The following is a 13,197-nucleotide window of genomic DNA, read 5'->3' on the forward strand; positions in this document are numbered from 1 at the left end:
TAATAAACTGCGATACATAAACCATTTTACCTGAAAGTCCTCATCTATCCTATGTATTTATCGTTATATTCCCCGTAAAATAAACGGCATATTCGAAACGGGAGCGATTGCAGATGAGTATAAAAGGACTTGCCCATGTAGCGATTCAAGCGAAAAATTATCAAGAAACGATTGCGTTTTACACGCTCGCTTTAGGCTTTAAGGTGGGGCATCATTGGAGCTTGCCGTCCTTTCAGATTGAAGAAGCTTCGATGCTGATTTCGCCTGATGGACGGACTTGCCTGGAAATTTTCGATAATGAGGCCGTCATACCAGCACAAGGGAAAAAAGCAGCTTCTGACGAGGAAATCGCTCATGGGGCGCTGCTGCATCTGGCCTTTTATGTTGAGCAAGTCGATGCCATCTATCAGAAATCGCTTGCCCACGGCGCCACGGCGTATGTCGAGCCGAGCGAGCTTGCCCTTGGGGAACCGCCGCTGCTCGTACGAAATGCGATAGTCTATAGCCCAAACGGCGAAGTTATTGAGTTTATTGAGGATGTGGATTTTGATCGTTCGGGGCTTTCGCACAATGAGCAGGTACTGAAAGAAATGAAGTAGGCATAGGCAATTGTAAATGGTAGCGGCTTTATATTCAGAGTGCTTATAAAATAACGAAGAAATGCGGCCCATGAGGCCGCATTTTTGATGTGTACGGAAAACAGCATGACAACTTCAGGTACTGGTTCTAGCATAAGTATCTGCGTTTACGCTTGAGAAGTCCCAACAGCTCCCCTAGCACCCACCCATAAACAGCATGGCCAACGAGCCACCAGCTCCAAGCAGCACCGCTTTCGATGGACGGAGTACGATCCGACAAAAGCGTAGTTGGAAAAAGCGCCAGTCCGATCAGCAGACTGACTGCAATTGCAGCATAGGTTTGCTGTACCACGGGCCAGCGAACGATCCTGAAGGCGAGAGCTAGTCCAATCCCGACAAGCGCAGATACAACCAAGTGCAAGGCGAACTCCCCAAGCTCGGATAGCGCCAGCTCGTTCAGCAGCGTAATATAATCGATATTGAGCAGCAGCGTATAGACGGTCTCTCCAGTTAACTGCTGAACCGCCTTCATATACAATCCAAGCAGCACGCCAGCCCCTGCGCCAACGGCAGCAGCGAGGGCAAGCGCCCGGGCTAAGCCGCCATTGTCCGGTTTGCGTTTAATTCGCAAACCATTGCTCCGCCATCTCGCTATGCGCGTCTGTCACATGCATGCTGATGCTGCGGTAAGCCGCCCAGAAAGCAGCTGCATCATCGGTGTAGCCAATGCCTAGCACGAAATCAGGGATCAAATCAATCGGCATCAAAATATAAGCGAGCGCGCCAACGGCAATGACTTTAGCCGAAGTGGGCGTATTGGCGTCAATGGCGCAGTAGTACATGGCGACGGCATGCTTCGCAAATGGGATCTTTTTGGCATGCTTTTTAATTTTCCGCAGAAAGCCTTGCTTCACATACTTTTCCTGTTTGGCGGAATCGCCAATTTTGGACGTCCATTCATTGACATTCGGCGTATCTTCGGGTGCTGTCTGCTGCTCCTGTTCATCCTTAAAGCGGTAAGGCTGGCCTGTAATCAAGTTATCCATTATCATTTGCCCCTTTCATCGATAAAATCCATCTATTGCTTAACAGCTTCATAGCCTCAACCATCCAGATTCTAATCCTGCAAACTGCAGGCTGTAATGCTTATACGTAGTTATACCCAAGTTTGATTCGTTTTGAAAATAAACCAAAAAAACCGCCCCCCGCGAATCGGCGCGGGAGGTGGTTTAATGAAAATATAAGAAAGTATAAGATTCTCCCTTATACTCCGCTTATATTTCTCGGACTGAAACGCGCTGAGCCGCCAAAGGGCGGCGACAGCCGTTTCACCTTGAGCGCAGCTAAGCGCGCGGCTTGAAAATGCCGAACGGCTTGCCAATCGGCAGGAAGCTTCGGCCGAAATGAGCGTTCAGCACGGAAGCGCCGCAGCCGTAAAGCGATACGATGCCAATGGCGAGCTCGGAGTAGGCAGCCAGCGTATGGAAAATTTCAGGTGCAACGCTGAAAGCATCGAGCGTAAGTCCTAGGAACAATAGATCAATCAAGCAGAAAATGATCAGCAGAACACGATTCGTTTCCACCGCGCCAATCGTCATAAACAGCGTAAATACGAGATACCCGGCGAATGCGAAGCCGAGCTGCTTGCCGTCGACATCGCCTGCGAGTGCGGTGCCGAAAACACCCATTTTAAACATCCAGCTCGTGGCGACTGCGAACCAGAAAAAGGCATAAGCGCCGAAAGCGGTCGTACCAAATGTATTGTTCCGCTTGGAATCTTGAATGCAAGCGAATAACTGGGCGAATGCGCCCAGGAAGATGGCCCATGGGATGACGAAGCTGTAGCCCGTCGTAATTCCAAGCTTTTGAGATGATGCGACCAAGGTGACAATGGCTAGTCCGAATAAGCCTAGGGCACTCGGATCAGCATTCATAATTTTGACGTTCGATGATTCCTTTTGCATATAAGCCTCCAATAATCCTGCGATTTCCTTTGTTTCATGCGTATTCGCCGACTTCTAACGCACATTGAAATATTCTAACTGAATTCGAATCAAGAAGAAAGGGTATAATTCGTGTCCAAAAGTCGAATTTTGTTGAATTTAGGTGTTTCGTCATGTATTAAGTGGTTTAATAGGTAAAGAGAACTAATACATATGATAAAAGGGAGCGCTTTCTTGTGAACATTCGAAAAAAGCTAATTACAGGTTTTGCAGCAGTATTATTGCTTACTTTGGCAGTCGGAATGATTAGCTGGTTTCAGTTTACGGCCCTGGATAAGGCTTACCAGAATTTGCTGAGTGATCGTGTGCAGAAAATATTGTGGGTCAACGAGCTCAAGCAGCATTCAACGGATCAATCCAATCGTGTAGGGGGTTATATCATTACTAGAAACTCCTTGCAATTAGATAAATATGAAGAAGATCGAATGCTGTTTGCTAAAACGATGAAGTTATTGGAAGCTTCCATCGAAAATCCCGTCTCGATAGAGCTGGCAGCGAAGCTCAAGCAGCTGGAGGCGGAATACAAGACGGTATCGCAGGAAATGATTGCGGCCAAGGAACAGGATAATATGGATGAGGTCGTAACGCTGGTAGAGACGAAGGGCTCGCCCATTGCGGAGCAATTGATAGAGACAGCGGATCAACTGGTGGATTTCCAGCAATCGCAGCTGAGTGAGGGCCAAGCAACATTGACGAAGGAAGTAGGGGAAGTGCAATCGATTATTATGACGACTATCGTCGTTGCTATGGTCCTAGGTATCGCTTTGGCGGTGCTCATTGGACAAATCATTGCCCGTCCCGTTCAGAAGGTAGCTCTAGCAGCGCGGCAAATTGCGGATGGCGACCTGACGGGAGCGGATATTGTGCTGCGCCAGAAGGATGAAATCGGGGCGATGGCACTGGACTTCAATAAAATGAAGCATCATTTGCGGCAGCTGATGCAAACCATCAATCATAATGCGATGGAGGTAGAAGCGGCCTCGAAAGAGCTGTCCGGTGGAGCGGAGCAGGCGGTAATGGCTTCCAACCATATTGCAGAGTCTGTGCAGCAGGTATCGGAAGCATCCGATCAGCAGTCTGCGAGCATTACGGAGAACAAGCAGGCGATTGAAGAGAGTGCCATCAGCATTCAGCGTATTGCTGATTCGGCTGCGGTCACTTCGGAATCGTCTGAGCTCGCCTTGCAGCAGGCGGAACGCGGCAGTGCGCTGCTCGGCGAGACGATTGGCCAACTGAAGCAGCTCCACTTGACGATTGATCAATCGGCTGCTGTCATTTACGAGCTTGGCGAGCAATCGCGGGCGATTGAGGGAATTACACAGTTTATTCGCGAAATTGCCAATCAGACAAACCTGCTGTCGCTGAATGCTTCCATTGAGGCGGCGCGGGCAGGAGAAGGCGGCAGAGGCTTTGCCGTCGTTGCTGGCGAGGTGAAGAAGCTGGCTGAGCAGACAGGCGAAGCATCCGATAAAATCGCCGTTTTCATTCGTGCTATGGTGGACAAGGTGAACGGCGCAGTCGTATCCATGCAGAAGGGCTCAGGCGAAGTGGAGTCCAGCACGGCTTATATGAATCAGACAGGTGAAGCTTTTGAGCAGGTGTATGCGGCTATTCGGACCGTAACCAGCCAAGTACAGGAAGTTTCGGCCTCTGCGGAGCAGCTGGCGGCTTCGACAGAGCAGCAGCTTGCAACCGAGGAGCAACTGGTCGTGCTTGCGAATAACATATCGGACAACTCCCAAAGCGTGGCGGCCGTCTGCGAGGAGCAGTTGGCATCGATGGAGGAAATATCAGCTTCGGCCGAAGCGCTCAGCCAGATGGCGAATGTGCTGAGGGGCGAGATTCAGAAGTTTACTTTTGAGAAGGAGCAGGCTTAAGTTGTGTATATGCGGAGCATGCTTAGATACGAAGGGGCCATTGTGATACAATGGCATTAGACAGCCCATGAGGAGATGATGACAGATGAGCGAGCAAGAAAATGACCAAATCGACGAGCAGCAGCTGATCGCCTACATAACGAGTAAAACGAAGGCGTCCGAAGCGGATGTAAAGCTGGTGCTTAAGCATGAAATGACCTTCATTAACAATGCGCAGGAGAACGCTTCTGGCGAGGTTGAAGTTGACAGCGATGAGCTGGTCGATTACATCCTGAAGCAGCGTGATGTGAAGCTGGACGAGCTGACGGTTGAGACGATTCTTGATCTGGAAATGGAATATTTGATGGATCAAGGCGTGGCCGGCTACGTCGATTAAAGTGCAGGAAATATAGGAAGCTTCCGAGGCGTCTTTCAGGCGCAGCGGAAGCTTTTTTTCATTAGCCGTATGTAATAAGGTGGTAGCTTTTCGCTTAGCCGCCTACATGGAAGCATGGAAATAATGGATTATTGACGCTCGTTCGGTTTAATTTAATAATAACAAATATGTAAAATAATAGTTTTAAAAGGTTTTGATTTAGTTAATAATGTTTTATCAATATTTTTTTATATTAATCCTATTTGTGGTTGATTTTAGTAGTTTTGTGTAATAAAATGGATATGTTAGTTAATAAATAAAGGGAGGTAGTTAAGGTGAAGAAAATATCAATTGTGCTATTATTATTGGTTCTATTGGCAATACCAACAAATGGGGCTTTTGCGCAGGAAGTGTCTCACGAAAATGATGTTACACAAGAAGAAATTAATAGAAGGCTAGAAGTTGTGTTTGATTATTTAGATGAACATGCAAAAAACGCAGATTTTAATGGTCAAAGCTCTTTAATTTATAATATACCAGTTGGTGAAGGTGTTATTGTTACGGCTGAAATTGCGAATCAAAAGGATTCAGATCCAAGAGCAAGAACAATTGGCAGTAGTTCGTATTCCATTACCGCAAATACCACATATAATTACAAACTAACTCTTACGAGTGTGATAAGTTCTGGGGATATAACAGTATATACTGTCAATTACACTACTGGTAACTCGACTGATTTTGGAAATGGTGTGTATAAGCTCACAGTAAATAGTGTTTCTTTAACTGGTACTCCTTCAGGGTTTTACAGCGTAGGTGATACTTATACTACTATAGGTAGTAACAATAATATTATTGTTACTACGGGAGGTTATATCAAATACACTCATCCAATTCTATCGAATAAAACTATACTAATCGTTCCTGTTGATATGGGAAGTCTTGCGGGTGGACTTCTGAAAGTTAATTATACTTACGAGGTAGAATGAATTATCCCTCCCCCCAGCAGCAAGCTGGGGGGTTAGACATGCTGAGATCATGAAGTTAGACAGGATGTGAATATGTTGGAAAACAAACCGAAAAAAATGATGCTATTCTTTATTCTATTCGTCATGATAATAGTTTCAGGTTGTGCGTATATTGGTAAGGCTAATACTCCTAAAGCTGAAGAGGTAATGCTCGAGGAACTGCCAAATGGGCAAAGTAAGGTAGTAGACCCTATTACTATTGAAAAAGGAATGGGTGAGTGGCTTAATAAAAAACAGTCTGAATTAGGACTATTAATAGCGCAACGAACAAAACTAGAAAGTGACGATGTTCTTGTGGTTTTAGGTCCAATGTCAGATTTAAAAGATACTGGAAGTTATAATATCGCGTGTTCAGTTGTTCTGAAAACGGAGTCAACATTTGAAGACAATATAATGAATAAAGTGTTAGAAGATATAATTAGCACGATTACACAAGATTCAGTCGGTGCAAAGATTAGTGAAGAGAATATTAGCATAGTAGATAGCAATGGTGCTAAGCTTAATTAATTTTAATGTCCATAATTTAATACTGAGCAAACTAAGTGCATAAGTTAGGCAAGGAAAGATCGTCTATTGATGATCTTTTTTTTGTTATCGAGGATATGAACCATTTTTATGAATACGCCAAGGAAGAGGAACGCAGCAAAAAGTTGGCTTGATCGACGCTCAAGACAGGAGATACGGAATTTAACAGCCTGAGCAAGTGCTCGGTAATAGTACACGGTCACGACGATATTTTAGCCGCTTATGGCAAGCAGGTTTCACTTCTGGTAAGTAGCTACAATAACAGCATACAAACTTAGGTATACAATTAGAAACAGTCGCAATTGTGCTAGCAAAAAGTCGTCTTATCGGTAGTGAGTGCGCAGGCATACGGGTTATAGTCAAACTAATCTAATGCAGCACTTTCAATGAAGAGAGGACGATAGCGATGAAGGGCGTATGGCATGGGCATGTGAAAATGGGAGAAGCTTCTACTCTGTTTATTTTTACGGTAGAGGAATGGGCTGGCGATTACCGGCTTGCGGTGCATTCGGTACCGGGCATATACAGCTTTGAGGCGGGCGGCCTGAAAGCGGAGGGAAGCAGCGGCAATGAGCTTAAGGCAGCCGGACATCTGGCGATGTTTGGAGCGGATATGACGGTTCAGCTTTTATTTGGAGAAACATCGCTCACAGGCGCAGTGACTTTGCCGTTTGGCGGTCCATTTCCGCTTGAGGGCAAGAAGGGACAGCCGAATTTCCGGAACGCATCCCTTCTAGCGAAGGCCGCTGAGGTACAGGGCGGGACAGTTGTTGAGCGAACGGATACGGAAATTCGCGAGCAGGTAGAGCTGCTGCTGGGCCGAATGAGCGTGGAGGAGAAAATCGGGCAAATGAGCCAGGTCGGCGCGTCCAACTTTTCGTTCGGCGGAGATGTGGAGAGCGAGCCGGTTGAGGCGCTGATCGCAAAAGGGAAGATTGGCTCCATATTGGGCGCATTCGATATGTTCCAGGTGCTGGAGCTGCAAAAAATTGCGGTCGAGCAGTCGCCGCTTCGCATTCCGCTGCTGTTTAATGCCGACGTGATCCACGGTTATCAGACGATTTTTCCAGTGCCGCTAGCTTGGTCGTGCAGCTGGGATATGGAGGCGATTCGCAAAGCCTGCGCCATTGCGGCCAAGGAAGCCGCCGCTTCCGGCATTACGTACAATCATGCACCGATGGTCGATGTTACACGCGATGCCAGATGGGGCAGGGTAGTCGAGGGAGCGGGCGAGGACCCGTATCTGGGCGCTGCTATAGCCAAAGCGCAGGTAGAGGGATTTCAGGGCGCAAGCCTGCTGGACCAGGACACGCTGATTGCTTGCTTGAAGCATTTTATTGCTTATGGAGCTGCGGAGGCAGGCCGTGATTACAATACGGTCGATATTTCCGAGCGTACGCTGCGTGACGTGTTTTTGCCGCCATTCCGTGCGGGCATTGCGGCGGGAGCCGGATCGGTCATGAATGCTTTTAATTTGTATGACGGCATCCCGATTGCTGGAAATGCCCGCATCTTGCGCGATCTGCTGCGCGAGGAGCTTGGGTTTGAGGGCATGGTGATCTCCGATTATGCAGCCATTGATGAGCTGGCCATTCATGGCGCTGCTGAGGATGGCAAGGAGGCTGCCGCGCAAGCGCTGCATGCGACGATGGATATTGAGATGGTGACTAGGCTGTATGAGGAGCATCTCCCGGCGCTTCTGGCAGAAGGAAAAGTGACGGAAGAGCAGTTGAATGCGGCGGTGCGCCGGATTTTAACCTATAAATTCAAAATCGGCATTATGGATGCGCCTTACCGTTATGTGAGGCCGGAAGAAGCTTATGAGCAATATTTGTCGCCCGAGCATCTGGAGGCAAGCCGTGACGTAGCCCGCAAATCCATCGTGCTGCTGAAAAATAACGGCGTGCTGCCCCTTGCCCCAGATCGCAAGCTGGCGGTTATCGGGCCGTTCGCGGCAAGCCGGGATTTGCTCGGGCCGTGGCAGTTTTCCAATTACGCCAGCGAAACGGCGACGCTGCTGCAAGGCCTGGCAGCGAAGGGCTTCGCGCCGGAGCAGCTGCTGTATGCGGAAGGCTGCGGCGTACATGAGCCGCTGGTCGGCGGCATCGAGCGCGCAGTGGAGCAGGCGCGCAAAGCAGATATCGTGCTGCTGGCGCTGGGCGAGAGCAGCGATATGTCCGGCGAGGCGGCATCGCGTATGGATGTGACGCTGCCGGAAGCCCAATTGGAGCTGGCTAAGGCTATAGCGCAGACCGGCAAGCCCGTCGTGCTTCTTCTGACCAATGGCCGTCCATTGGTGCTGGAGTGGTTTGATAAGCATATGGCTGCGATAGTGGAAAGCTGGTTCCTCGGCTCGCAAGCCGGACATGCTTTAGCGGATGTTCTTCTCGGCGACTACAATCCATCGGGCAAGCTGACGATGAGCTTTCCATACAAGACGGGGCAAGTGCCCGTGTATTACAATCATTACCGGACCGGCCGCCCGCTTACGGAGAGCAATAGCGGCCAGAAGTTTATTTCCAAATACATCGATGGCCCGAATGAGCCCTTGTATCCATTTGGCTACGGCCTCAGCTATACGACATTTGCTTATTCAGAGCTGGCGCTTAGCCGTTCTGAGCTGCGGGCAGGTGATACGCTGGAGGTCGCCGTCACAGTGACGAATACAGGCAGCAGAGCTGGGGAAGAAATCGCACAGCTGTACGTTCAGGATGTTCACGGCAGCGTCGTTCGTCCGGTGAAGGAGCTGAAAGGGTTCCAGAAGCTGGCGCTGGAGGCGGGAGAAAGTAGTACAGCGTTTTTCACCCTTTCGGAAGAGCATTTGAAATTTACGACAACGGCTATGCGTCACGAGGTGGAAGCCGGGCAGTTTAAGGTGTACGTAGGCGGAAGCTCAAGTGCGGCATTGGCAGCGGGGTTTGAATGGCTCGCGTAGCATAGCCTCAAGCACAAGTGTGTTCCTCAGGCTCAAAAGTGTTTTAAGCCAATAGGGAGCGGAATCATAACATTTAGGGTAAGAGGAACCAATCAGCCTAAGATAGCTATGAAAAAGACAAGGAGAAGTCGAAATCCCTCGCTCCTTGTCTTTTTTTGCGTCGTTATACGAATGTTAGCCCGCAATTGTGCGAATGTTAGCCCGCAATTGTGCGAATGGAGCCATGCCGCGGCTGCAAATCTCCGCATGAACACATGCCTGTCAAAAGAAAGTAAAGGATTCGGCTGGATATGGGTGTTAAGCCAACGGGCAGGATATTATTATCATTCCGCGAATACTTCAAATATGGCAAATTTACGAGGCTTGAATTTGTGTGAGGAGACTTGGATATGGCATTTATTTACGAAGATGAAACGCTGGCAGTTAGTGCTGTTAAAGCGATTCAAACTGGCGATATCCCATCGTTGAAACGACTTCTTGAAGAGAATCCGGGCTTGGCTGCGGCAAGAATTATCGATAGAGACAATAACAACGAAGACAATAGTTGCGGAACGTCTCGAACACTTTTGCATGTCGTGACCGACTGGCCCGGCCATTTTCCTAACGGTGCGGCTGCTGTGAGTACGTTAGTCGAGTTCGGTGCGGAGGTAAATGCTCGGTTCACTGGATCGCACACTGAGACACCGCTTCATTGGGCTTCGAGTTGCAATGACATTAATGTGCTGGACGCGCTTCTTGATGCTGGTGCCGATATCGAAGCGCCAGGTGCAGTAATTGCAGGCGGTACGCCACTAGATGATGCAGTAGCGTTTGCACAGTGGCGGGCAGCGCATAGGTTGGTTGAACGTGGAGCGAAAATCGCACTTTGGCATGCAGCTGCGCTAGGGCAAGTAGCTGCAATTGAGGCTTACTTCGCCGGCTCCGCACTTTCAGAGCGATACCCTTGGGGAGCAAGCCGCCCTTCACCACCGGACAAAATTAACGTCGCCTTCTGGTGCGCTTGCCACGGCGGACAACAGCGCCCTGCAGAGTACCTTCTCGGCCGAGGTGCTGAGCTGAACTGGATTTCGGTTTGGGATGGATTGACCCCGCTGGACGCAGCGCAACGCAGCTCTGCTACTGGTCTGGTTCAATGGCTGCATAGTCAAGGCGCCAAATCTGCCAGCGAATTGTAAGGATCAATATGGTTGCAGAGTCTTAAGCTAGTGTTCCTTAGGATAATGCTAACGAATATGTTAATTCAATAAAAACAGCGGCAGTCTAAGACTTTATTTGTCAGTCTTAGTTCGCCGCTGTTTCATTTTTATGGTCTGGCGATTATTATGCTCATTGGACAACGCCAACCAATCCTGCTGAAACCATTTTATTGCGGGTTCGTCGTCCAAATACCCGCCGTCTTAATAAAGACGCGTGGCGGAAGCGAAATAGCCGCGAGCGCCAGAGCTGCAACATCCTCAGGCTGCATCATGCGGTCCTCATCACCGATTTTGAGGCCAGCCTTCGTAGCCAGCTCGGTATTGACCGTGCTTGGCGTAAGAGCCGTTACGCGAATATTATGCTTGCGCACCTCTTGGAGCAGCGATTCGGTAAAGCCCAGCACCGCGAACTTGGAAGCGCAATAAGCCGAACCCGTTGCGAAGCCGCGCTCTCCCGCTGTGGAAGCCACATTAATGATTTCGCCGCTGTTTCTGGCAACCATCGCTGGCAGTACAGCGCGAGTCACATTGTAGGTGCCGTATAAATTGACATCCATCATGCTCTTCCACTCTTCCGGGTCCATATCCAGCACGGTGCCGAATTTGGCAATGCCTGCATTATTGATTAGAATATCAATAGGGCCAAGCTGCTCTGTAATCGAAGCAACAGCTGCTTGTACTTCTTGATTAACCGATACATCGGCAGCCGCAAGGCTGACCTGTATAGAATAGCTGGCTTTCAGCGTATCGGCGAGCGTCTCCAAATCGGATACGGTTCGGGAAATAAGTCCAAGGCTTACGCCCTCCTTCGCGAGCGTATGGGCAATAGCAAGCCCGATGCCTTTGCCTGCGCCGGTAATGATCGCTGTTTTTCCGCTTAGTGTCATCATTAATCTCTCCATTCTTTAGGGGAATTGCTTCTCATTTCTCCTCTCCATTATAAAGCTGTCAATAACCGGAATACAAATAAGCCCTAATAAGCGGGCGAATGCAATAAGTCAGGTGGGTACATATGAAAATAGATCGATTGCTCGGCATCGTCGTCCTGCTCCTTGGCAGAAAGCGGTGGAATGCGACCGAGCTTGCTGAGCGTTTTGAAGTATCTGTAAAAACGATTTACCGCGATATGGAGACGCTCGGTTTAGCTGGCATTCCTGTGGCCTCGCATCACGGCGCAGCCGGCGGCTATGAAATTATGGAGCAATACACGCTGAATCGGCAGCTTGCGAGCGCGAAGGAATGGAAGGCGCTGCTTGCTGCAGTGAAGGGAATTGCCTCGGCGCTAGATGATCAAGCCTATCATGAGCTGCTCGCCAAGGTGAATGCCCTGCTGCCGCAAGCTGCGCATGAAGAGCATGCCAGACAGGGCGAGGAGCTCGTATTCGATTTGCAGTCATGGGGATCGGGGCTGGAATTGAAGCCCAAGCTGGCCTTGCTGCAACAAGCGATTACAGAGAGCAAGGTGGCTCGCCTGCGTTATGCCAGCTCGGCGGGGACAGAAAGCGAGCGGGAGGTCGAGCCGACAGCCCTTATCATGAAAGGCTCGATTTGGTATTTGCAGGCGTATTGCCGCAGGAAGCAGGGCTTTCGCATGTTTCGTTTGACGCGAATACTGAGCCTGTCGCTCCTGCTGGAGGACTTTGAGCCGCGGCAATCGCCGCAGCTGGAGGGGCTGATCTGGCGCAGCAGCTGGGGGGCAGACCAGGAGACGCTGATGCTTATGCACTTTCAGCCGCAGGTCAAGCATCGCGTATATGATGCTTTTCCAAACGTGTTTATTACCGAGCTGGCAGATGGCAGCTTGCAGGTGACGGGTTCTTTTTCGCTGGATGAGTGGTTTTACGGCTTGCTGCTAAGCTTCTGTCATCATGTGAAGGTGCTGGAGCCCTCTTGGGCCGCTGAAGAGATAAAGCGCAGAGCGCAGCTTATTTTTGAAATATATTAATTTATAATCCGGACATATAGCTGTCTGATAAGGTGCGATAAGCTTTGGGTAAATCTAGGTAAGCATGGTGAACGGCTCACGCCTTAGCCGCTGTGCTTATGGAAAAGAGGAAATGACATGATGAAATCGATATTGGAGCAGCAAGAGGCCTTGAAGCTGGCGGGCATTGGCGTTCGGACAACGAATCAGGAGGAAGCGGGGCCGAATGGGCGCATTCCTGCGCTCTGGACACAATATTTTCAGCTGGAAGGCGCATACGCCAATCAGGCCCAAGCCCAGGACGATTTTATTTATGGGGTATATACGGATTATGAAACGGATGCGAGCGGCGCTTACACGGCTTTCATCGGCCATACTTATGATTTAGACCTGGCAATAGCAACAGAAACGGCAGGCGCATCTGCCGCTGCAAATATGCAGCAAACCGTTGTGCCGAGCTCCCTGTACCGGGTTTTCGAGACGAGAAGAGGTCCTATGCCGCAGGTTGTCATTGAAGCTTGGCAGGAAATTTGGGCTTATTATGAGACAGCTGCCGAGCAGCGGGCGTATACGGGCGATTTTGAGCGGTATGATAAAAACGATTTTCAGGACGGGGAAGCGGTCGTTCGTATTTATATCGCCATCAAAAGCTGAATGCGGTGAAGCGTTACGTTAGACGCGAATGCGTCATGTCATTGCCGTATGCCCCGCCACTGGATGAATCGCCTTTCCTTCTTGCTCGGCAAGCTTGGCTGTGTGCCGGCGTGCCTATGCTAGAT

General features: G+C 49.5%; 13 protein-coding genes. 9 read left to right on the top strand and 4 right to left on the bottom strand.

From position 1 onward, the window contains the following. Positions 1-113 precede the first annotated feature (113 nt). The gene (locus tag BBD42_RS10005) at positions 114-599 is read left to right on the top strand and encodes a VOC family protein (protein ID WP_099518025.1); all 486 of its coding nucleotides are present in this window, start codon (positions 114-116) and stop codon (positions 597-599) included. A 127-nt stretch (positions 600-726) separates the two neighbouring features. Here BBD42_RS10005 and BBD42_RS10010 read toward each other — a convergent pair whose 3' ends face one another. The 3 genes from BBD42_RS10010 to BBD42_RS10020 all read right to left on the bottom strand — a co-directional run bounded on the left by BBD42_RS10010 (position 727) and on the right by BBD42_RS10020 (position 2,542). After that, complete coding sequence (locus BBD42_RS10010) at positions 727-1,209, bottom strand: hypothetical protein (RefSeq protein WP_237163436.1); 483 nt, start codon at positions 1,207-1,209, stop codon at positions 727-729. Then, positions 1,199-1,624 (bottom strand): YkvA family protein, encoded by a 426-nt coding sequence (locus tag BBD42_RS10015; RefSeq protein ID WP_099518026.1) that lies wholly within the window; start codon positions 1,622-1,624, stop codon positions 1,199-1,201. Before BBD42_RS10015 ends, BBD42_RS10010 begins: the two co-directional genes overlap by 11 nt. A gap of 297 nt (positions 1,625-1,921) precedes the next feature. Further along, entirely contained in the window at positions 1,922-2,542 is a 621-nt protein-coding gene (locus BBD42_RS10020; protein WP_099518027.1) for an acetate uptake transporter, read from the bottom strand. 215 nt (positions 2,543-2,757) lie between these two features. On the opposite strand from BBD42_RS10020, the gene BBD42_RS10025 reads away from it, so the two are divergent. The 6 genes from BBD42_RS10025 to BBD42_RS10050 all read left to right on the top strand — a co-directional run bounded on the left by BBD42_RS10025 (position 2,758) and on the right by BBD42_RS10050 (position 10,473). Beyond that, positions 2,758-4,458 carry a methyl-accepting chemotaxis protein gene (locus BBD42_RS10025; RefSeq protein ID WP_099518028.1) on the top strand — a complete coding sequence of 567 codons (1,701 nt, stop codon included), beginning with the start codon at positions 2,758-2,760 and terminating at the stop codon, positions 4,456-4,458. A gap of 85 nt (positions 4,459-4,543) precedes the next feature. Continuing rightward, positions 4,544-4,834, top strand: coding sequence for a hypothetical protein (locus BBD42_RS10030; protein WP_099518029.1), 291 nt, complete (start codon positions 4,544-4,546; stop codon positions 4,832-4,834). A gap of 314 nt (positions 4,835-5,148) precedes the next feature. After that, positions 5,149-5,799 (top strand): hypothetical protein, encoded by a 651-nt coding sequence (locus tag BBD42_RS10035; RefSeq protein WP_099518030.1) that lies wholly within the window; start codon positions 5,149-5,151, stop codon positions 5,797-5,799. Between the two features lie 72 nt (positions 5,800-5,871). After that, positions 5,872-6,345, top strand: a complete 474-nt coding sequence (locus BBD42_RS10040; protein ID WP_099518031.1) for a hypothetical protein — start codon at positions 5,872-5,874, stop codon at positions 6,343-6,345. 424 nt (positions 6,346-6,769) lie between these two features. Further along, positions 6,770-9,298 (top strand): glycoside hydrolase family 3 N-terminal domain-containing protein, encoded by a 2,529-nt coding sequence (locus BBD42_RS10045; RefSeq protein ID WP_216364926.1) that lies wholly within the window; start codon positions 6,770-6,772, stop codon positions 9,296-9,298. A gap of 464 nt (positions 9,299-9,762) precedes the next feature. Beyond that, a complete protein-coding gene (locus tag BBD42_RS10050; protein WP_237163437.1) occupies positions 9,763-10,473 on the top strand; it encodes an ankyrin repeat domain-containing protein in 711 nt (236 codons plus the stop codon). A gap of 188 nt (positions 10,474-10,661) precedes the next feature. On the opposite strand, the gene BBD42_RS10055 is transcribed toward BBD42_RS10050, so the two are convergent. Beyond that, the gene (locus tag BBD42_RS10055) at positions 10,662-11,381 is read right to left on the bottom strand and encodes a 3-ketoacyl-ACP reductase (RefSeq protein WP_099518033.1); all 720 of its coding nucleotides are present in this window, start codon (positions 11,379-11,381) and stop codon (positions 10,662-10,664) included. Between the two features lie 125 nt (positions 11,382-11,506). On the opposite strand from BBD42_RS10055, the gene BBD42_RS10060 reads away from it, so the two are divergent. Together BBD42_RS10060 and BBD42_RS10065 are read left to right on the top strand one after the other, a co-directional pair. Continuing rightward, a complete protein-coding gene (locus tag BBD42_RS10060) occupies positions 11,507-12,439 on the top strand; it encodes a helix-turn-helix transcriptional regulator (protein WP_099518034.1) in 933 nt (310 codons plus the stop codon). Between the two features lie 117 nt (positions 12,440-12,556). Next, on the top strand, positions 12,557-13,072 hold the full coding sequence (locus BBD42_RS10065) for a GyrI-like domain-containing protein (protein ID WP_237163438.1): 516 nt from the start codon (positions 12,557-12,559) through the stop codon (positions 13,070-13,072). The last annotated feature ends 125 nt before the right edge of the window (positions 13,073-13,197 follow it).

The sequence above is a fragment of the Paenibacillus sp. BIHB 4019 genome (assembly GCF_002741035.1).
Taxonomy (GTDB): Bacteria; Bacillota; Bacilli; order Paenibacillales; family Paenibacillaceae; genus Pristimantibacillus.